This is a genomic window from Aestuariivivens sediminicola (assembly GCF_022662015.1).
In the GTDB taxonomy this organism is placed as follows: domain Bacteria; phylum Bacteroidota; class Bacteroidia; order Flavobacteriales; family Flavobacteriaceae; genus Aestuariivivens; species Aestuariivivens sediminicola.
The window spans coordinates 199,414-221,966 of record NZ_JAKMCM010000005.1 but is presented as its reverse complement, the minus strand read 5'-3'; the positions used below and the strand labels follow the sequence as shown (position 1 = coordinate 221,966).

The 22,553-nt window shown below is 41.4% G+C and carries 13 protein-coding genes; 4 read left to right on the top strand and 9 right to left on the bottom strand.

What is annotated here, in order from left to right; translation table 11 throughout:
- Positions 1-844 precede the first annotated feature (844 nt).
- Positions 845-1,453 (bottom strand): superoxide dismutase, encoded by a 609-nt coding sequence (locus tag MR041_RS12485; RefSeq protein WP_242094416.1) that lies wholly within the window; start codon positions 1,451-1,453, stop codon positions 845-847.
- Positions 1,454-1,576: 123 nt separating this feature from the next.
- Between MR041_RS12485 and MR041_RS15660 the strand changes: the two genes are divergently transcribed.
- The 4 genes from MR041_RS15660 to MR041_RS12465 all read left to right on the top strand — a co-directional run bounded on the left by MR041_RS15660 (position 1,577) and on the right by MR041_RS12465 (position 9,999).
- Positions 1,577-4,714 carry a UvrD-helicase domain-containing protein gene (locus MR041_RS15660; protein ID WP_242094414.1) on the top strand — a complete coding sequence of 1,046 codons (3,138 nt, stop codon included), beginning with the start codon at positions 1,577-1,579 and terminating at the stop codon, positions 4,712-4,714.
- A gap of 225 nt (positions 4,715-4,939) precedes the next feature.
- Entirely contained in the window at positions 4,940-6,316 is a 1,377-nt protein-coding gene (locus MR041_RS12475; protein WP_242094412.1) for an OmpA family protein, read from the top strand.
- A 67-nt stretch (positions 6,317-6,383) separates the two neighbouring features.
- Entirely contained in the window at positions 6,384-9,149 is a 2,766-nt protein-coding gene (locus tag MR041_RS12470) for a PD-(D/E)XK nuclease family protein (RefSeq protein WP_242094410.1), read from the top strand.
- 1 nt (position 9,150) lies between these two features.
- Positions 9,151-9,999: an alpha/beta hydrolase family protein gene (locus MR041_RS12465; protein ID WP_242094409.1), complete on the top strand. Its 849-nt coding sequence runs from the start codon at positions 9,151-9,153 to the stop codon at positions 9,997-9,999.
- Here the strand turns inward: MR041_RS12465 and MR041_RS12460 are convergent.
- From MR041_RS12460 to MR041_RS12425, 8 genes are all read right to left on the bottom strand, one after another.
- Positions 9,994-11,643, bottom strand: a complete 1,650-nt coding sequence (locus tag MR041_RS12460) for an alpha-amylase family glycosyl hydrolase (protein WP_242094407.1) — start codon at positions 11,641-11,643, stop codon at positions 9,994-9,996. The genes MR041_RS12465 and MR041_RS12460 overlap by 6 nt on opposite strands.
- A gap of 1 nt (position 11,644) precedes the next feature.
- Entirely contained in the window at positions 11,645-13,525 is a 1,881-nt protein-coding gene (locus tag MR041_RS12455) for an alpha-amylase family glycosyl hydrolase (protein WP_242094405.1), read from the bottom strand.
- A gap of 5 nt (positions 13,526-13,530) precedes the next feature.
- Positions 13,531-14,721 carry an alpha/beta hydrolase gene (locus MR041_RS12450; protein ID WP_242094404.1) on the bottom strand — a complete coding sequence of 397 codons (1,191 nt, stop codon included), beginning with the start codon at positions 14,719-14,721 and terminating at the stop codon, positions 13,531-13,533.
- Positions 14,721-16,670: a glycoside hydrolase family 13 protein gene (locus MR041_RS12445; RefSeq protein WP_242094401.1), complete on the bottom strand. Its 1,950-nt coding sequence runs from the start codon at positions 16,668-16,670 to the stop codon at positions 14,721-14,723. Before MR041_RS12445 ends, MR041_RS12450 begins: the two co-directional genes overlap by 1 nt.
- Positions 16,671-16,711: 41 nt before the next feature.
- A complete protein-coding gene (locus MR041_RS12440; protein WP_242094399.1) occupies positions 16,712-19,018 on the bottom strand; it encodes a glycoside hydrolase family 65 protein in 2,307 nt (768 codons plus the stop codon).
- A complete protein-coding gene (pgmB, locus tag MR041_RS12435) occupies positions 18,990-19,688 on the bottom strand; it encodes a beta-phosphoglucomutase (RefSeq protein ID WP_242094397.1) in 699 nt (232 codons plus the stop codon). Before pgmB ends, MR041_RS12440 begins: the two co-directional genes overlap by 29 nt.
- Before the next feature lie 3 nt (positions 19,689-19,691).
- The gene (locus MR041_RS12430) at positions 19,692-21,212 is read right to left on the bottom strand and encodes an MFS transporter (protein ID WP_242094395.1); all 1,521 of its coding nucleotides are present in this window, start codon (positions 21,210-21,212) and stop codon (positions 19,692-19,694) included.
- Positions 21,213-21,345: 133 nt separating this feature from the next.
- Positions 21,346-22,419, bottom strand: coding sequence for a LacI family DNA-binding transcriptional regulator (locus tag MR041_RS12425; protein ID WP_242094393.1), 1,074 nt, complete (start codon positions 22,417-22,419; stop codon positions 21,346-21,348).
- Between the last annotated feature and the right edge of the window lie 134 nt (positions 22,420-22,553).

The window sequence follows — 22,553 nt, the reverse complement described above, 5'->3', positions numbered from 1 at the left end:
CATGGTAGATTTGGGGCAAAAAAAGGTGAACTCTCGTTCGCCTTTTTTTATGCCCTTTTTTTATACTTCCTTATTCTTCCGGTTCCAACGCTGTTTTTCCTTACAATTCTTTTAAGCCGATATTTGTGTAGTTCAACTAAAATATTTCCCAGATGCAAAAGACTCATTTATATTCGAATCACCATAACATAAGTAGGTTAAGTTTATGGTAGATTTGGGGCTAAAAAGGTGAACTTCCGTTCGCCTTTTTTTTATGCGCTATTTTAAGAGGCCTAAATAACGAAATCTAATGATGTCAATGTCGCCGCTACATCTTTATCCCCTTTTAAGCCAATAAAATAGTATTTTAACTAAAATATTTTTTGAATCCGGATAACTGACGTAAGTTTGTCATTACCATAACATAAGTAGGTTAAGTTTATGGTAGATTTGGGGCAAAAAGGTGGACACTTGTTCACCTTTTTCATTTATATATAGACCCTGTTCAATAAAAAAATCACCTTAACTCCGGTTAAGGTGATTTTTTTTTATCCTACCCTATCAAAGGCATCCTATGCAACACGATACATAGCTAAACCTTCAGCTTCCTTCCAGGACATGAGGCAGTTGCTCAGGGTAAGCGACTCACACCATCCCAAATGGCTTTGCGATGGGTTCGCTTAGTGTAAATCGATCAACCCGAAAAGACCCTTCGGCTAAGCTCAGGGTAAGCGACTCACACCATCCCAAATGGCTTTGCGATGGGTTCGCTCAGTGTAAATCGATCAACCCGAAAAGACCCTTCGGCCAAGCTCAGGGTAAGCGACTCACACCATCCCAAATGGCTTTGCGATGGGTTCGCTGCTTACTTTGATGCGGCATAGCGACGTTCCACTTCATTCCAGTTAATGACACTAAGGAAAGCCTTGATATAGTCAGGACGACGGTTTTGATAATTTAAATAATAGGCATGCTCCCACACATCAATCCCTAAGATCGGGGTTCCTCCGCAACCAACACCCGGCATGAGCGGATTGTCCTGATTGGGTGTAGAACATATATCTACTTTACCGCCTTCATGAACACATAACCAGGCCCAGCCGGAGCCAAAACGCGTTGCCGCAGCCTTAGAAAACGCTTCGACAAATGCTTCCTTGGATCCAAAAGCAGATTCGATCGCGTCCTTCAATTCCCCAGACAAGTAGCCTTTACCCTCTGGATTCATGACGCTCCAATACAAGGAGTGGTTGTAAAATCCACCGCCATTGTTTCGTACGGCAGCATCACTCATGTCCAGATTGGTGAGTATATCTTCAATAGACTTACCTTCTAAATCGGTACCTGTAATTGCATTATTTAAATTATTGGTATATCCTGCGTGATGCTTGGTATGATGTATTTCCATGGTCCGAGCATCTATATGTGGTTCTAATGCATCGTATGCATAACCTAATTCCGGTAATTCAAAAGCCATAATGTTTTGTTTTAACTATTACTATTTATTTTCTCACAAAATTACGGATAAAACGCCTCAATTAAAAATAATATATCGTTATGGAACTATTAATAGTTTTTATCTTTAGTCAAATTTTTATTTGTGCATAACAACAGCTCTTTTACGGTTTACAATGCATCAGCGGGAAGCGGAAAGACCCATACGTTGGTAGAGGCATTTTTAAAGCTTTTATTGCAATCGGATAACCCCTACCTTTTTAAAAACACATTGGCCATTACCTTCACAAATAAGGCCGTTACCGAAATGAAAGACCGCATCATAAAAAGGCTAAAGGAATTTTCAGACGTGACTATTTTAGATCGTCCAAGTGCTATGTTTGGCCATCTCTGTTCCGATTTGTCTTTGGCCCCGGAACAACTTCACCTTAAGGCAAAAAACCTGTTACATCGAATGGCACACAATTATGCGGGTTTCAATATATCGACAATTGATGGCTTTACGCATAACCTCATCAGAACCTTTGCTTTCGATTTAAAGTTACCTCTCAATTTTGAGGTAGAGCTCGATCAAGATTCCTTCTTAAACGAAGCTATAAACAGTTTAATTGCGCGGACCGGTGAAGATAAGGCTTTAACAAATATACTGGTGGATTTCGCGATTGAAAAGGCCGATGAGGACAAACACTGGGATATCGTGTATGACCTCAATACCATTGGCAAGCTTCTGTTCAGTGAAAATGACAGTCCGTACATGAGATCCCTATCAACCAAAAGCCTTCAGGATTTTAAGGACCTTAAACAGCATTTGAGCACTGCTATAAGGGCCTTAACGTCCCAAATCATAGCAGATGCCAGTCACATCCTTAATATCATCCATGAAGCCGGTCTGGAACCGAGTGATTTTTCATCAGGGTATCTCCCCAAACACTTTTCAAACCTTAGCCAGCAAAATTTCGATATTAACTTTAACGCCAAATGGCAGGAAGATTTAGAACATAAAATCCTATACCCAAAACGCGTTTCAAATACCGTTGCTTCAGCAATCGACGCGATACAGCCACAAATAGCGAAAGCCTTTTACGATACAAAACGCGATGTTTATCAACTTAAATTTTCAACTGCCTTTTACAGGAACTTAACACCGCTGTCCGTATTGAACGCCATAAGTAATGAAATAGAAACCTTGAAGACAGAACAGAACAAGATTTTAATTTCGGAGTTTAACAGTATTATAAGCCATGAACTCAATAAGCAGCCCATACCCTTTATCTATGAACGCCTGGGTGAAAAAATTAAGCATTATTTTATTGACGAGTTTCAGGACACTTCAAAAATGCAATGGGAAAATTTAATCCCTCTTTTAGAAAATACACTGTCTTCAGAAAATGGGAGTGTCATGATCGTTGGTGACGCCAAACAAGCCATCTACAGATGGCGTGGCGGGGTGGCAGAGCAGTTTATTGATTTGTTTAACCGAACTTCAGAGCCCTTTCCAATTAAACAAGTCATTGAAAACCTCGAATTTAATTACCGAAGCTTATCAGAAATTGTAAGTTTCAACAATGGTTTTTTCGGTTTTTTATCCGAACTGCTATTTAGTAAGGATACCTACAAAAACCTTTATCGCAGCTCTTATCAAATACCAACCAAAAGCGACACCGGCTATGTTGAACTGTCGTTTTTGAATATTGAAAAGGACGACGATCGGGATGCAGTCTATGCCCAGGTTATCTATCAAACCATTCAGAAATGTCTTCAAAATGGGTTTGCCCTGAACGATATCTGTATTCTAACCCGTTACAAGAAAGACGAAAAAAACGTGGCCGCATATCTTTCAGCGCAGGAGCATATGAACATCATTTCAGAGGACGGACTGCTGCTGTCCAGTTCGCCTGAAGTACAGTTTCTAATTCAGGTATTAACGCTTTTGTCACAACCAAAAAACCCGAGCATTAAAGTCGCCGTTTTAAATCATTTAACCATCATGTTTAAGGTTGAGGATAAACATGCCTTTTTCCTGAAGCACCTGGACCAGTCCTTACCGGAATTATTTGAGGGCTTAAAGGCTTATGGGGTTCATATTGACTATACAGCATTATTGCAGTTGTCCTTATATGACCTTACGGAGACCCTGGTTCGATGTTTTCATTTGATAGACCATTCCAATGCGTACGTACAATCCTTTTTGGATGTGGTCTTTGAGTTTTTCAATAAAACGGGTTCAGATCTATCGGCCTTTCTGGACTATTTCGATAAAAAGAAAGATACCTTCGGCGTGGCATCCCCAAAACAGGAAGATGCCCTTAGTATTATGACCATCCATAAATCCAAGGGCCTGCAATTTCCAGTGGTTATCTTTCCTTTCGCGGATTTAAACATCTATGCCGAGCGCGACCCCAAAGAATGGTACCCTCTAAATCCCGAAGATTACAACGGCTTTACTCATACACTTCTTAACTTCAATGCGGATTTTGAACATTACGGCGCTACCGGAGAAGCCATTTTCAATGACCACAAATCCAAACAAGAACTCGACAATGTAAATTTGCTGTATGTCGCTTTAACGCGAGCGGAGGAGCAACTTTTTATCCTAAGCAAAAATGAAAACACTGCTAAGAAAGAGGTCTTGCCAAAGCGCTATTCGGAGATGTTCATCCATTATTTACAGGAGCTCAATCTTTGGAAAGACGACCAGCTAAACTATGCTTTCGGAACCCCGGAAAGAGCATATAAAAAGGAACCGGTCTCGACCGGTTCGCAAGCCGCTCCTCAGGTGTTATCGACAGACAAAAAAACACATCGTATTAATATTGTTACAAAATCAGGGTATTTGTGGGATACACGACAGAAAGAAGCTATCGAAAAAGGAAATCTGGTACACGATATTATGGCCCAGATACGCACCAGGGAAGATATTGATTTTGCCCTAAACAATCTGCTCAATCATGGTATTATGGATTCTCATCAAGCCGAACTGCTAAAAACGCAAATTACAACAGTTGTAAATCATCCAAAATTGAGTTCTTATTTTGAGCCAAACCTCACTATATACAACGAACGGGATATCATAACAGAACAAAACACGGTCTTAAGACCCGATCGCCTGGTTATTAATTCGAATAATGAAGCGGTAATTATAGATTACAAAACCGGGGCAGAAAACACCACTCACAGGCAGCAATTGCAACTATATCAGGATGTTATAGAACAGATGCACTATAAGGTTATAAAAAAGTTCTTGGTTTACTTTAACGCTGCACCACTCATTTTGGAGGCATGAAGTCCCACCTCAATGAAGGTATTTCCACACACCGGCAGAGGTTTTAAATTACAAAAGCAGCCACTAAATCTCATTAGGAAATCATAATCCCCTTCGAAATATCCTGAATATATATTGAATCTTGATTTAAACTGTCTTTAATATTTTTATATATTTGTCTTTGTTAATACATATTAACAACTTACTTTTGTTTACGATTAACACTTAAAAATTAAACTTTTGAATATGAAAAATCTTAGCAGATTATTGTTAGCTATGTTGCTTGTACTTGGTTATAGCAACGCAAATGCGCAAGACGAAAACAATCCATGGCAAATTACAATTGGTGTAAATGCAGTTGATGCTTACCCCTCTGGTGATGGTGCGCCATTCAGTGAAACCGTATTTAGTAAATACTTCGATGTAGATAATTATAACATCTTACCTTCATTATCTAGTGTTGCAGTATCTAAGTACATTGGTGATGGTTTTTCTTTTGGTGTAACAGGATCCATAAATAAAATCGAAAATTGGGGTGAAGATGCGAATGGTGAAGCTATCTCCGTTGATGATTTATCTTACTACGGTGTAGATGGAACCATTAAATACAGCTTTGGCCAAGCACTAGAGTGGAGTACATTTGATCCGTTTCTTGGTGTCGGTGGTGGTTATAGCTGGGTAGACGAAATTGGAGCTGGAACATTAAACGGAACTTTAGGTTTCAATATATGGTTTAGCGACAATGTTGGTTTTACCGTTCAGTCTGCTTACAAACACGCTTTCGAAGATTACTTACAAACCCATTTCCAGCATACTGCCGGTCTATCAATTAAATTTGGTGGAACAGACACGGATGGTGATGGCATCTACGATAAGGATGATGCTTGTCCTGACGTACCTGGTATAGAAGCATTCAACGGATGTCCGGATTCTGACGGTGATGGTATAGAAGATAGTAAAGACGACTGTCCTAATGAAGCTGGTCCTGCTGAGTTGAATGGCTGCCCAGATTCTGATGGTGATGGCGTTGCCGACAAGGATGATAACTGTCCTTCTGTTGCCGGTTTAAAAGCCCTGGCTGGTTGTCCGGATGCTGATGGCGACGGTGTAACTGATGGCGACGATGCCTGTCCAAACACTCCTGGTCCTGCCGCTAATAAAGGTTGCCCATGGCCAGATGGCGATGGCGATGGCGTTCTAGATAAAGACGACAAATGTCCGGACGTTAAAGGTACTGTAGCCAATAACGGATGTCCTGAAGTAACCGAAGAGATTCAAAAGACTTTGAATGAGTATGCTAAGACCATTTTATTCGATCTTGGAAAATCCACTATCAAATCTGCATCTGAAGCTGTATTGAAAGATATTATTGGAATTCTTAACGAATATCCAACAGCGAAGTTTACTGTAGAAGGTCACACTGACAGTACTGGTAGTCAAAAATTAAACCAGTCGCTTTCTGAAGCGAGAGCGCTTTCAGTAAAAGAATACTTGGTTGAAAATGGTGTAGATGAGTTCAGACTTTCTGCCCTTGGTTTTGGTGAGTCTAAACCAATAGACACCAACAAGACAAGAGCTGGTAGAGCAAATAACAGACGTGTTGAAATTAACTTGGCGAAATAAGCTAAAGCAATTATAAAATAAGTTATAAAACGCTTCGGTAATCCGAAGCGTTTTTTATTTTTATATGATGACTACATTTATTCTTGATGTTCTAACCGATTTACACCAAAAGCAAACGCCTCTCTCTGAAACAACTTTTATTTTACCCAGTAGAAGAGCCGGGCTTTTTTTAAAGCATCAATTACATAAATTTAGCAACATTCCGATCTTGGCACCAGAAATCCTGAGTATAGAGGAGTTTGTTGAAGACTTATCTCAGATTAAAAAAATAAGCAGCACGGAGCTCCTTTTTTTATTTTATGACAGTTATCTAAAATTAACACCAGAATCCGAAACTGAATCATTCGAATCATTCTCGAAATGGGGCCCTCATTTACTTCAGGACTTTAATGAGATTGATCGCCATCTAGTCTCCCAGGAAAAGATCTTCAACTATTTAAGTGCAATCAAGGAGATCGAACAGCATCATTGGTCCCTTGATGAACCTCAAACTGATTTCATTAAAAAATACCTGTCCTTCTGGAATAAATTACACACCTATTACAGCCATTTCTCGAACGCACTTCTTGAAAAAAAAACAGGATATCAGGGGCTGGTATACCGCGAAGCTGTAAATAACATAGAATCCTATATTCAAAACCATCCAAATAAATATCATGTTTTTTTAGGATTCAATGCTTTAAATGCTGCCGAAGAAACGATCATTCAGGAGTTACTGGAAAACGATTTGGCCAGCATATATTGGGATATAGACGCTGTATTTCTTGAAAACACTATACATGACGCGGGTCTCTTTATAAGAGCTTATAAAAAACAATGGCCGTATTTCCGGCGGCATGATTTTAACTGGGTGAGTACCTTTTACAGCACTCCAAAAAACGTAGCTGTATTTGGTGTTCCAAAACAAGTGGGACAGGCTAAATATATAGGGACACTTTTAGAGGACATCAACCGAAAAAAAGGATCATTGGAAAATACAGCTGTAGTCCTGGGCGATGAAAACCTGTTAACCCCATTGTTGAATAGCCTTCCGAAGGAGCTTGATGCCGTAAACATTACCATGGGCCTGCCATTAAAGTCCGTCCCCCTGGCATCGCTCTTTAAAAGTTTATTCGAGATTCATAAAAAGCAGGCAAGCGCATTTTATTTTAAGGATGTCATTAAATTGGTGTCCCATCAGTTTATCAGGCCCTTGTTTTTAAAAAAGGACACCGATTATAGCACCGTTATTATGAACAGTATTAACAGAAATAATCTGGTGTATTTAACGATGTCCCAGTTAAAAGGAATGACTGAGGACTGCGATGCTGTGCTGGATATGCTATTCTCCAGTTGGCAAGGCCCGATACATGGTATTATTGAAAACTGCAGGCGGCTCATTCTGCTGTTGAAAACACATTTAGACCAGGATAAATCCGCTAACATACTAGCTCTTGAGTATCTCTTCCGCTTTAATACCTTATTCAATGAACTGCACAGATTGAACGAGACCTACCATCATATAAAGGATATTTCAACCTTATATGGCCTGTACAAGGAGCTCCTGAATCTGGAAACCCTGGATTTCCATGGAGAACCCTTACAAGGTCTCCAAATAATGGGGATGCTGGAATCAAGGGTATTAGACTTTGAAACAGTGATTATAGCATCTGTAAATGAAGGTCTGTTGCCTTCCGGGAAAACGACGCATTCGTTTATTCCCTTCGATGTTAAATTAGAAAACAACCTGCCAACCTACAAAGAAAAGGACGCCGTTTACACCTATCATTTTTACAGGCTTTTGCAACGTGCCAAAAACATATACCTCTTGTACAATACAGAAGCTGATGCCCTGAATGGCGGAGAAAAGAGCAGGTTCATTACCCAAATGGAAATTGAAGGCATACATGAGCTATCGCACGACATCGTAGCACCCAAGGTTCCGATAATAAAACCCTCATTAATTCAAATACAGAAGACCAATACGGTCTTAAACAGGCTCAAATCTGTCGCTGAAAAAGGATTTTCACCTTCTTCATTAACCAACTATATACGGAATCCCTTAGATTTTTACCAGGAAAAAATTCTCGGCATTAAAGACCTGGAAGATGTTGAAGAAACCATAGCGTTCAATACCCTGGGTACCGTAGTTCATAACACTCTGGAAGACTTTTACAAGCCCTTTGTTGGGGAATATCTCTCGGTCGGCAACATCAAAGCTCTAAAACCGCAAATTGCCGATAGAGTGAGGTATCACTTCAAACAGGTCTATAGGGAAGGGGATATCAGGAAGGGTAAAAACCTTATTATTTATGAAATTACCAAAAGGTACATTTACAATTTCCTAAACTATGAAATTAAAGAATTGGAATCAGGTCATAGGATAAAAATACGTGCTGTTGAAGCCAACAATCACATCCCAATTGAAATCCCTGAAATTAATTTTCAAGTGCACCTCAGAGGTAAGGTCGATCGGGTCGATGAATACAATGGCATGACCAGAATAATTGATTATAAGACTGGGAACGTCCTTCAAAATCATTTGGATGTGGTTAACTGGGAAGACCTCACCACAGATTATACAAAATACAGCAAAAGTTTCCAGGTATTGACCTATGCTTATATGATGCACAAATCAAATCAAATTGATTTACCCATGGAAGCAGGGATTCTATCCTTTAAAAACTTAAGTTCGGGCATTATCAAGTTTTCCAAAAAAGACAAAAATGGAAGGGGGTCGAAAAAGGTGACATTAATCACTGAACACACCCTGGCCGCATTTGAAAATGAACTTAAAAAGATCATCATAGAAATCTGTAATCCAGAAATCGATTTTATTGAAAAAGACATCTGAAATGAATCGCATAAACCACATCATTCTTCAAGGGAAACACCATAAACCCATACTTGTAGACCTACACGACAATCATCCGGATATACGAAAACCTTTGGTTATTTTTTGTCATGGCTACAAGGGCTTCAAGGATTGGGGTGCCTGGAACCTGATGGCCAATGCCTTTACAAATGCCGGATTCTGCTTTGTCAAATTCAACTTTTCTCATAATGGGGGTACGATCAGGCAGCCTATTGATTTCCCGGATTTAGAGGCTTTTGGACAAAATAATTACACCAAGGAATTGGATGATTTGGAGACCGTAATTGATTGGGCTTTTAGCGGTGAAACCATTGGAAAACAATGGGATAAAGCAAGTTTGAGCTTAATTGGCCACAGTCGCGGAGGAGGGATCGTTACGATCAAGGCTGAAGAAGACGACCGTGTCAAAAAGGCAATAAGCCTGGCTGGTGTGTGTGATTTTGGAAAACGCACCGCCACCATCGGTGCATTGGAAGAATGGCAAAAGGAAGGGGTGAAATATGTGCTCAATGGACGCACAAAACAACTGATGCCACACTACTATCAGTTTTATGAGGATTTTATTGCCAACGAAGAACGATTAACCATTAAAAGAGCAGTGTCCGGTTTAAAGATTCCTTACTTAATCGTACATGGTAATGCGGATACGAGTGTATTGATAGATGAGGCTTATCAACTGCATCAGTGGTATAAGGAAAGCACACTGTATGTTGTGGATGGAGCAAATCACGTCTTTGGTGCCCGTCATCCATGGCCACATGATACCATGCCTGAGCAGCTCTTAGAAGCCTCCGAGCAGATGATCAAATTTCTAGGCACATCCTTATAATCGCTCTAAAAGCACAATATTAAAAGGGCTGTCGACCACCGCAATACCCGCTTTTACCACAATGGATGATCCGGAATAGGCATCAAACACCTGATCGCCATCATCAAAAACCTTTGAGACATCGAGGTGTTTTACACCAATGGGCAAATCCAAACCGATGACCACTAAATCCTCATAACCATTGTTCTGATAACTCCTGTAAAAAAGATAAGGTTCCTGGGTAATCATTTGGTGTATACCTGCGCCAATGGCCGGATGGTCCCTTCTGAATTTTCCTAATTTCTGCCAATGTTCAAGAATGGCTTGTGACTCCCTGTTGTTATTTATGGCCTCCCAATTCATAAACGATCGCAAAGTAGCATCGCCTTCTGTCCCTTCAATAATTAAAGATCGTGCGGATTCGTCTCCATAGTAAATTTGCGAAGCTCCTGGTGAAAGCAACAGTTTGGTAGCCGATTCAAAAGGCTTCGATCGATCCGGATCAAATGGTTGTCCATCATCATGTGAACTTAAATAATTTAAAACACCATAGCCGTTTAAATCCCCATTCAGGACGTCGGAATAGGTTTTGAAAAGCCCCTCATAGGTCCATTGTGCAGCATTCCATTTTAAATCAAAATTAATCAGACCATTAAAGGCATCATCGAAGTAATTGACTTTTCTATCACCAAAATCAAAAGCCTTGCCCGCAGAAATACCATAATTATAAACTTCTCCAACCAGATAAAAGCCATTGTCATCTAAAACCTTTTCCGGATTGTTCTTTTTATATTCCGCAAATGCCACATCGCATTCCTCTTTGAATTCTTGCCAAACGTATGGCTCGGTATGTTTTACAGTATCTACCCTGTAACCATCTATACCGAATTCCCTGATGTAGTCGGTAAGCCATTTGATAATATAAAATCGAGGTGCCCTGGGATATCCGGTACGTTCGAAAAACGCATCCAACGCTTTTAATTCCTGTTCCAGACGTCCTTCATTCTCCCACTTTTCAATTAGTTGTGAAGGCAATTCCACCGGGGCATCGCTCTCGGTTCTGACATCCGGTAAATTCTCAACCAGGGTACAAGTCACTGTTTTCTGGAAAGAGCTATAATCACATACCGGTGCTGTTCGAACCCAATCCTCCGGCCATACGGGGTCCTTTTCCGTTACTGGACCTGTATGGTTTACAACCGCATCCAACAGGATTCTAATCTGGTTTTCATGGGCAACATCAACCAATTCCTGTAGGTCTGCCCTTGTTCCAAAATTTGGATCTATGGCCGTCCAATCGCTTGCCCAATAGCCATGAAACGCATAGGTTAATCCGGTACCTTCGTCTGTTCCCCCATGTATCTGTTCAACAATGGGGGTCAGCCAAATCGCATTCACACCGAGCTCCGTGAAATACCCCTCTTTAATTTTTTGGGTTATCCCTTTAATATCGCCACCTTCGAAACCCCTTAATTTCCCCGTTTCTGAGGTCCTTCCAAAATTTACATCGTTTGTATTGTCGGCATTATAAAACCGATCCGTCAATAAAAAATAAAGATTAGCCCCCTCCCAAACAAATGGTGCCTCCTGCTTTACTATTGCGGGCTTTTCAGTACAAGACAGGGTGCAAATCAGGATCAAAACTGTAATTCTAAAGACGCTCATTTTATTCTAATTTTAATATTAATGATTCTAAGGGCTTAATGTCTATCGGGATGAATGCCCTATCTCCTTCCACCACTACATCCGTTGTATATTGCTCATACAATTGATCCGTTGCTTTAAGGTTTTGTTCTTGTAATCGCCAGGCAGCAACCACGTTTTCCGGAAGTGCCAAATTGAGACGATACCCCTTTTGATGATCAAAATTGGACAGGATTACAAGTCGTTCATCCTCACTCCATCTCACATAGGACAGCAACTTGCTGTTGTAGTCTTTTGTATGTTTACGATTAAAGATATGAATGTCCTGGTAGTTCCCGGCCAAAGCCGAGCTGTGTATTGTAAAATTTAATAGCCGTTTATAAAAATCTCTCAGTTCCCTTTCCGCTTTGGTCAACTGACCCCCATCAAAAGCGCCATTATTCATCCAGCGCTGATGCGCGGGCACTCCGGCATAGTCGAAAATTGTAGTTCTTGTAGGATCGCCAAATCCCGTCTCTTCCGAACCATCTTCGCCTACTTCCTGTCCAAAATACAGCATGGTTGGAGCGGTCGTGGAAGTGGCCGAAACCACCATGGCCGGCTTCCCCTTTTTAGCGTCACCAGCAAAATCCGGACTGGAAAGGCGTTGTTCATCATGGTTTTCCAAAAAATGCAACATATGATGCTCAATGTCCTGTAGTTCCTCAAGTATTGGAGGAACGTGGTCTGTCTTACCATGACCCTGTATGATATGCTTTAAGGTGTCATATAGCTGGACCTTATCATAGAGGTAGTCCATTTTACCCTTTTTAAGATAGTCTCTGTAAAGTGCCGGATTATAAACTTCAGCCAATAAAAAAGCATCCGGGTTCTTCATTTTAATGGCGGAATTCATGTAGCTCCAGAATTCAACAGGCACCATTTCGGCCATATCATATCGAAATCCATCTACCCCCTTATTCAGCCAATATAGCGCAATATCCTTGAACTTCATCCAGGAATTGGGCACGGTCTTATCCTTCCAGAATTCAAAATGCGCTTTAAAATCATTATTTTCAAATCCTTCAGGGAGTACATCAAAATCCTTTTCACCGTCAGGTCGTATCCCGTAATTCACTTTTACAGTTTCATACCAGTCTCCCATTTTAGGACGTGACAGTCGAGAGCCATTCCCGGTCCATTTCGCAGGATATTCATCGAACTTACCATCACTAAGTACGTGGGGTTCACCCCCAAGGGGGCTATAACCATCCTCCCATTGTGGCACAGCAAATGCTTCATTCGGATTATAATAAAAATTATTGTTGACGTGATAGGTCAGGGTGGTATCGTCCTCTTCACCAAAATCCTTGACATGCTCCGGCTTTGATATACTTTTGTAGTTTCGGGCCACATGGTTAGGTACAATGTCTATAATCACTTTTAATCCTACAGCATGTGTGCGTTCAATCAGTGCTTCAAATTCCTCAATCCTATTTTCAACATTAACGGCCAAATCCGGATTTACATTATAATAGTCCTTTACCGCATAAGGCGAACCCGCTCGTCCTTTAACCACATCCGGATCGTCATTTGATATGCCATATTGAGTGTAATCGGTGATGACATCATGGTGTGGTACACCTGTATACCATATATGAGTTACACCCAAATCTTTTATTTCTGTAAGGGCTTTTTCTGTAAAGTCATTAAATTTCCCCACGCCATTTTCTTCAATTGTTCCCCAAGGCTTATTGGTGGTGTTCGTGTTTCCAAATAAACGTGTAAACACCTGATAAACAACGTGTTTTTTAGGCAATTTAACCGAAGGGATCTGACTTTGTGTCTCTTTCTTACTCCTATTGCCACAGGCCAATAAGAAGAATAAAACGATCCCTGTTAATTTGAATACTATTTTTTTCATAAGTCCTAATTCACATTAAAGAGCCAGCTAATGGCGTTTTTAAATTCTGATTTCCAAAAGGTTTCATTATGTCTCCCGTCTTCCACTATAGAAGTCAAAAGATGCTCTCGTGGAAAACTACTGGATTTCAATATATTGGTCATTCTTTTAACATTTTCAATTGTATGCGCCCCCTCCTGATCGCCGACAGCCAGATACACTTTAAGATCACCTTGATGGGCCTTTCGTTCTGTAAATTCATAACATTCCGGGGCGCGCCAATACGATGGAGAGAACACTCCGGCCTTTCCAAAGACCTCCGGATAGGCGAAAGCCGCATAATGCGTAAGTAGACCTCCCATAGACGATCCCATAATAGCCGTATGCTTTTTATCTGGTTTTGTTCGGTATGTGTTATCTATGACGGGCTTAAGGGTGTTCACCAAAAAATCCGTAAAGGCTCGACCTTCACCCTTACCATATGTTTCATGATCCCAGGGAGCATATTCTTTTAAACGTGATTCTCCACCGTGATCAATGGCGACAACGATTAATCCAAACCGTCCTTTTTTAAACAGGGTATTCAGGGTTTCGTCTACCTCCCATTCCCCTGTATAAGATGTTTTGGCATCAAATAGATTTTGTCCGTCGAGCATATACACTACCGGATAGCGGTCGGTAGAATCCTCATAATTTGGTGGTAAATAGATGCTGATCCTGCGTTGTCTTTCTAATTGCGGTATGTCGAAAGCTTCATCAAATACGATTACGTTGTGCTGTGCAGTTGACGGCGATTCCTCATTTGTCAGGTCCTTCCAGTTAACAATGCTGATGGGTATGGTATCGTTCTTTCCTGTAAATGTATACTCCCTGTTTTTAATGGGATGACCGTCGCTTTCGCACTCTACCGTCGCCCATTGGCCCCTGGTGAACTTAAAATTTATGGTATGCCTATATTTCGGAATGCTTAGGGTATACTTTTGGTCTTGTTTCACCAATTTAAACTGTTCTCGGCCGCCCGACCAGCCTTCAAAATCTCCTGATATGTAAATATCTGTACTGAAATCATGATGCTCCGGTAATGCTGCGATATTGAAAGAAACCTGTTCATCGCCCAGAATCGGGTTGTCACTCACCAAAACGGATTTATCCTTACAGGCACAACAAAGGCATAACATAACACAACATAAATTAACCTGAAGATTCACCGCTTTCATTAAAATTTCGACGTTAAAATAAGGCTGCCCGGCTTTGATAATGTCAACCGATCCTTCCAAAGGACTTCATCGCCATTGATGATATCCTTAAATACCGTACCAGTGAGCCCCAATTCGTCATAACGCTCCAAATCAATAGCTATAGGCTCAGTGTTGCTGTTGAGAACATGTATGACGATTTCATCTTCTGCCTTTCTAATCAAAAGATAAACGCCATCTTTAGGAGCAAAATGTAGAGTCTTTCCCTGTTGGATGGCCTTACTGTGTTTTCGATAGTTTAAGAGGGTCTTCAAGAAGCCTTTCATGTCTTTTTGATCGTCGGTTAATCCTTCACCGGTAAAAACATTAACAGGGTCCCCTTCCCAGCCTCCCGGATAATCAGTGCGAATCAGACCATGATCTCCGGGTTTTTCGAAATCGTTCATTAAAATTTCCGTCCCGTAATAGACCTGCACAACTCGTGGTAATACCAACATGTAACTTAAGGCCATTTTTGTCTTTACAATATCACCTCCCAACTGAGTAAAAATTCGGTTCATATCATGGTTGTCCGGGAAGATCAGAATGTCGCTCGGATTTGGATAGGCAAAATCGTTTGCCAGACCGTTATATAAGCGAATCAATCCGGTGCCCCAGGTTTCCGGTTCCAGGAGCCCTTTTACGATTTGCTCCTGCATGGCAAAGTCCATGGTCGATTTTAAATTGGAATCGTAACCGTCCTTATTGTTTGCTCCTTCCTGCCAATACCCAATTAATAATGGATTGGTAGACCATTCTTCACCAACGATACTAAAATTCGGATATTCATCCATAATAGCCCCTGCCCAATCACTGAGAAAGGACTTATCGGAATACGGGTAGGTATCCTGTCGAATACCGTTAAGTTGAATAGTTTCGATCCACCAGATACTGTTTTGAATAAGATAGCTGGCCATAAAGGGATTGCGCTGGTTTAAATCGGGCATGACTGGTACGAACCAACCTCCCGTTTCAAGTGCTTTATCAACTTCTGAGGCATACAGATCCTGATTTGTTGTTCTGTGGTGTTCCGTAATAATGGCACGTCCTTCATTTTCAAAATAGTGCTGATAATTCAACCAATCTTTAAAAGGCAAATCGCTCATCCACCAGTGTTCAATACCGCAATGGTTGACCACCTGATCCATGACATGCTTCATACCGCGTTGGTGTAATCCTTCAGATAAGGCCTTATAGGTTTCCAATGTCCCAAAACGTGGATCCACGCGGTAATAGTCGGTTATAGCATAGCCGTGGTAGGATGCTTCAGGCATATCATTAATAAGTAAGGGACAGGGCCACACTGCGGTAAATCCCAGGTCATGAATATAATCTAAATGATCCGTAATGCCTTCTATGTCGCCACCGTGACGCGCATAATCATCTGTCCTGTCTATACGTCTTTCTTGGAGTGTTTCAACTATATCATTCTCTGAATTGGCATTTGCAAACCGATCTGGTGTAATCAAATAAATGACATCACTGCTATCAAAGCCAATGTAGTCTTCGGCTGGCTTTAACCTGGGCATTAAGGTATAGGTGTACATTAAGGCCTCATGGTCCTGATGTTCGAATAGGATATTAAATTTCCCGGGTTCGGTTGTTTTCTCAATTTCAAGATCAATGAACAGATAATTCGGGCTGTCGGCCTTATGGATCGCTTTAATATGCACCCCCGGATACGAAATACGGGGTGTTCTCTCTGAAATATCCGAGTGTTTTACAAGCAACTGTAATTCCGTATTCTTAAAACCCACCCACCAATTAGGGGGTTCCACACGTTCAATATCACGTATTTCAGTTGTGATTTTCTCAGCTCCTTCAGACATGGCTGCCGTATTAGGCTTTTCCTTGCAGGACACAAGACCCAGGGCTATTGCTATAACAAAGGCCTTTAAAAAGAAGGCGGTTCTAAAATTTCGATAGTGCATTCGTCTTTGTGTTTATCATCTTAATCCGGCCTCAAGACTCACTAAACAGTAACCAGGCTATTGGGGTTTACTGTTACCGGAGTATCGTTTACCAGCACCTGTAGTGGCCTATCGCCTTCCAACTCGAAGGTGGTATCCTTGTGGCACACGTTCACTTTTAGAATATGATTTCTGAAATTGACCTTAAATGAATAGGCCTCCCATTGTTTTGGAATTCTCGGGGTAAAGGACAGGGTATCATCCTTGACACGCATCCCTCCAAAACCTTCAACAATGCTCATCCAGGTTCCTGCCATTGAGGTAATATGTAATCCTTCATGAACCTCATGGTTATAGTCGTCCAGATCTAACCTGGAGGTTCTTAAATAGAGGGTATAGGCCTGATCCAATCGGCCCAGTTTAGCAGCCTGAATACTATGGACGCAAGGCGATAATGAACTTTCATGAACCGTGAAGGGCTCATAAAAGTCAAAATGGCGCTCCAGCTCCTCCAGGGAAAATCGATCTTCAAAAAAATAAAAGCCCTGCAAGGTGTCGGCCTGCTTTATATAGGGCGAACGTAAAATGCGGTCCCAACTCCATTTTTGGTTAATGGGTCGTTGCGATTTAGGCAATTGATCCGCCGGTATCATTTCCTTGTCTAAAAAACCATCCTGCTGCAAATAGACCTTGTGTTTTTCAGAATAAGGGAAATACATATTATCTGCCACAGCCTTCCATAGTGCCACTTCTTTTTTTGAAAGTTTTACTTTTTCTGCTATTCTGATAAAATCATCCGGGTATTCAAGTTCTACTTTTTTTATGTTCTCTATGGTATAATTGATACACCATTGTGCCAGATAATTGGTATACCAGTTATTGTTTACATTGTTCTCATATTCATTGGGTCCGGTTACCCCTAAAATGACATATTGCTTTTTGGGTTGAGAATAGGAGGCCCGTTGTTGCCAAAATCGTGAAATGGCAATAAGAACCTCAAGTCCTTTTTCCGGTATGTAACTGTAATCGCCTGTATAACGGCAATAGTTGTACATGGCATAGGCTATCGCTCCATTCCGGTGAATTTCCTCAAAGGTTATTTCCCATTCGTTATGACATTCCTCACCATTCATGGTCACCATTGGATAAAGTGCCGCACCATTTGCAAAGCCTAATTTCTCAGCATTTTCGATCGCCTTATCCAAATGGTTATACCGATATTCCAAAAGTGTTCGAGCTACATTTTGGTCTTTGGTAGTCATATAAAAGGGAATGCAATAGGCTTCGGTGTCCCAATAGGTGCTTCCGCCATATTTCTCACCCGTAAATCCTTTGGGACCAATATTTAATCTCGAGTCTCTTCCCAGGTAGGTCTGATTGAGATGAAAAATATTAAAGCGAATACCTTGCTGGGCTGTTACATCGCCATCAATAGTGATATCCGATTTGCTCCAGATATCTGCCCATGCCCGTTTTTGGTCCTCCAGCAACCTTTGAAAGCCTTTTGCTTTGGCCAGACCCAAGACCTGTTGAGCTGCCCAAACCAGTTTGGTGTTCTTGTGATTTCTGTCTGAGGTATACCCTCCAAATTTATGAATGGTCACGCTTTCACCCTTTTTGGCGTTATAGGTATAGCTAAAAACCAACTTTGTATCTGTGGCATCCACCTTTGGCAACAAATCCAGAGGCTTGTTATTTGCGAAGAGTTGAGACTCCATAAAGGGGCATACATGGAACTCTGTTTTCATTGTTTTGGCCACAATAAACCCCTGTTTATCCTTTTGATCCACTTTTAAAATCTGCCAAAATTGATCTTCCCAGTTGGTGTCTTCGTTGGAGATTCCGGCATCCAGGTAAGGCTCCATCACGACAGTAGCGTCTGTGTTGAGTGGTCTGACCTCATAGGAAATAGCACCGAGCTCATCGGCCTCTAAACTCAGAAACCGTTTCGTTGTGACTTCTACCTGGGTATTGTTTTTCAAAGTGGCGGTGAAACTGCGTGATAACCAGCCCTCCTTCATATGAAGCTCTCGTCTGAAATGGGCCACCTTTTTACAGCTGTACAAATCCAGCGTTTCACCGTTTATAATTATGTTTATACCAATCCAATTCGGGGCATTCAAAACTTTTGCAAAATACTCGGGATAGCCATTTTTCCACCATCCCACTCTGGTTTTATCCGGATAATATACCCCTGCCACGTAGCTTCCCTGAAAGCTGGGACCCGAGTAGTGCTCTTCGAAGTTGGCACGTTGTCCCATGGCACCATTGCCTATACTGAATAGACTTTCGGACGATTTAACGCGATTCGCATCAAAACCCTCCTCAATGATGGACCAATTATCTGGTTTTATGTAATCTTGATTCATTAGTATCTGTTCTTTGGTCTGAGATGAAGGCTTTAAAAAAACCTTCGTTTATTTCAGTTAAATTGTTAACATTATAATCTGCTGCCTTCAGGATGGTTTTATCACCCACCCCAACAGCCATCATACCTGCATTTTTTGCGGCTTCGATGCCCGCTATGGCATCTTCAAATACAATACAGTGTTCGGGTATACGTTCCAATAGTTTTGCCCCCAGTAAAAACACTTCGGGATCCGGTTTCGCCTTAGAGACACTATTGCCGTCAACGATTCCCTTGAAACGCTCCAACAAATGGACCTGTTTTAAAATGAGCGATGCATTTTTACTCGCCGATCCGAGGACATAGGGAATGCCTAAGCGGTCCAACCGATCTAAAAGCTGCACCACACCGGCTAATATCTCTTCAGGTCCCATTTTGGTGATGTAATTTAAATACGCCTTATTCTTTTGCTCTAAAACGACCTGTCTTTTCGCGTCTGACAAGGAGACCTTCCCAAGATCCAGAAGGATATCGAGAGAGCGTTCGCGACTTACGCCTTTTAGCAGTTCATTATGCGCTTCCGTAAAGGCGATTCCAAGTTCGTCTGCCAGGCTTTTCCAAGCCAGAAAATGATATTTTGCAGTATCCACAATAACACCATCCAAATCGAATATGACCCCTAAATTATTCATAGACTAAGCGCTTTCTTCCTTAATGTCCAATTCGGCCTTATCGTCTACTCTCAAGGTCAAAATTCCAGCCAAAATCATAGATACACCTCCCGTAATCAAGGCATAAATAGGCTGTGAATTAAAGAAATTTGAAACGATGAACCCTAAAATGGTAGCTGCCACCATCTGAGGAATCACTATAAAGAAGTTAAACACCCCCATATAATAGCCCATTTTATTCGACGGCAACGCGCCTGTCAGCATAGCATAGGGTATAGAGAGAATACTGGCCCAAGCCACACCAACACCTAACATGGAAAGCATCAACAACTGTGGTGATGTGATAAAGTATACTGAAATCAATCCCAATCCACCGGCAACCAGGGCGATGAGGTGGGTTATTTTTCTACTGGTCTTCTTAGCGATCACCGGTAATACAAAAGCGACCAGGGCAGCCACCCCGTTATAAACCGCAAATAACACCGTGACCCAATCGGCACCGTCGTTATATAATTTCGATGTTACATCGGAGGTGCCATAAATATGACTCGTTACCGCCTGTGTCGTGTAAATCCACATAGAGAACAAGGCGAACCAGGAAAAAAACTGAACTGAGGCCAGTTGCATCATGGTTTTAGGCATGTACAATAAATCGGTCATAATGATCACAAAACCAATGCGCCCCTTTGCTTTTCTGACTATCGAAGCCAATACAAACAGGAGTCCTACAACAAGGATACCGACGGCCAGGACATACAATTCTTTTTCCAGATCCAGATATAGCAACCCTGCGGAAAGAATGGCCCCTAAAAGGGTCATCACCAAACCATAGTGTTTTAATTTTGCAATTCTTCTCAGATTTTCTTCGGGTGTCATGGCTACGGTTTCGGTAGCACTATGCGCTTCAAAGGCCTCCATTTCCTCTGGTGAATATTCCCTGGAACGCAGCACTGTCCATAGTACCGTAATAAAAAACACGGCAGCCCCGAGATAAAAGGACCATTTTACCGAATCTGGTATGACCCCTTCAGGTGCTGTGTTACTGATTCCAAGCCAATTGGTAAATACGTAGGGCATCATAGATCCAACTACGGCACCTACACCTATAAAGAAACTTTGCATTGCGAATCCCAAAGTACGCTGATCTGCCGGCAGATTGTCGCCAACAAAGGCTCTAAAGGGTTCCATGGAAATATTGATGGAGGCATCCATCATCCACAGCATTCCGGCAGCAATCCAAAGGGAAGGGGAATTGGGCATAAAGCACAGGGCCAACGAGGCCAGTATGGCGCCCACCAAAAAGTATGGTCTTCGTCTGCCCAGACGCGTCCAGGTTCTGTCACTAAAGTAGCCCACTATGGGTTGTACAACCAAACCGGTTACCGGTGCAGCAATCCAGAGAATAGGAATATCCTCGACCTGTGCCCCAAGGGTTTCAAAAATTCTGGAAGTGTTGGCATTTTGCAGAGCAAAACCAAATTGTATTCCGAGAAAACCAAAACTCATATTCCAGATTTCCCAGAAACTTAATTTACGCTTTTCCATGAAATAGTATATTTAGATGAATACTATTTGATAAGCGATGTCTACTTATCAAAACTTATATGAGAGAAGTGAAAATATAAGTTTCGATCGGGTCAAAGATATAAAAGAAATTTTGTTATATCCAAATAAAAATTTATTTCGTCGATTCTCTCTCAATAATTTCGGTCTCTATGACCACCTTTATAAAATCCGATTTTGAATCGGCACTTCCCAGGTATTGCGTAGATTCAGTCTCTATGGCTTCAAGCCTGTCAATCAACAGATTAGCCGCCTGCTCCCCTATTTTCTGACCATGCTGACTCACCGTAGACAGACTGGGTGTGGCATGTTTAGACAATACCCCGTCGGTAAATCCAATGACCTGTACATCGTCGGGAATGGATCGGCCTAATTTTCGGGCTACCTTCATGGCGGTGACAGCATACAATTCATTCACTGCAAAGACCCCATCAATAGCAGGATTCAACTTAAAGAAATGTTCTATTTCGCTTTCCAGATCCTCGAGGTGGTTATCTACATTCAGACTATCTTCTATCTTGAGAATCAACTGCGGATCCGCCTCAATTTTGTTTAACTGCAGCGCTTCTAGATAGCCTTGTGTACGCAGACGACCCACACTTACATAGTCGACTGTTGTAATGAGTGCAATATGTTTACACCCTTTATCCAGAAGCATCTTCACCGCCTTTACAGCACCGTTAAAATCGTCAACAATCACTTTATCGCATTCCACTTCATTGACAACACGATCAAACATCACAATAGGAATGCCCTGGTTAATGGTGGCATTGAAATGGTGGTAGTCCTGTTTCAAAAGGGTTTCCTTGGAAATGGATAAAATAAACCCGTCAATACTGCCATTGGCGAGCATTTCCATATTGATAATTTCCTTGGTAAAGGACTCATTTGACAACCCGACGATAACATTGTACCCCCGTCTGTTGGCAATGCGTTCAATACCGCGGATCACAGTAGAGAAAAAATGATGGACAATCTCCGGAATCAGAATCCCAATGGTTTTGGTTTTTCTGTTCTTTAGGCTCAACGCAATATTGTTGGGCCGGTAATTATAGAGCTTGGCGAAGGCCTGAATCTTTTGGGTGGTATCTTCGCTTATTTCCTTACTCCCGCTTAAGGCCTTTGACACGGTCGAAACAGAGACATCTAACTCCTTGGCAATCTGCTTTAATGTGATTTTTCTTTTCATGCGAACCCGTTAGGTCTAAAATACTAATTCTTAAGAAAATGACATAGGCCTTTAGCATATTTAAAATCTAAAAAATTATACGGAATTATCAGTATTCAGCTCATATATAAAAAACTTTTCAACACGAAAACGTT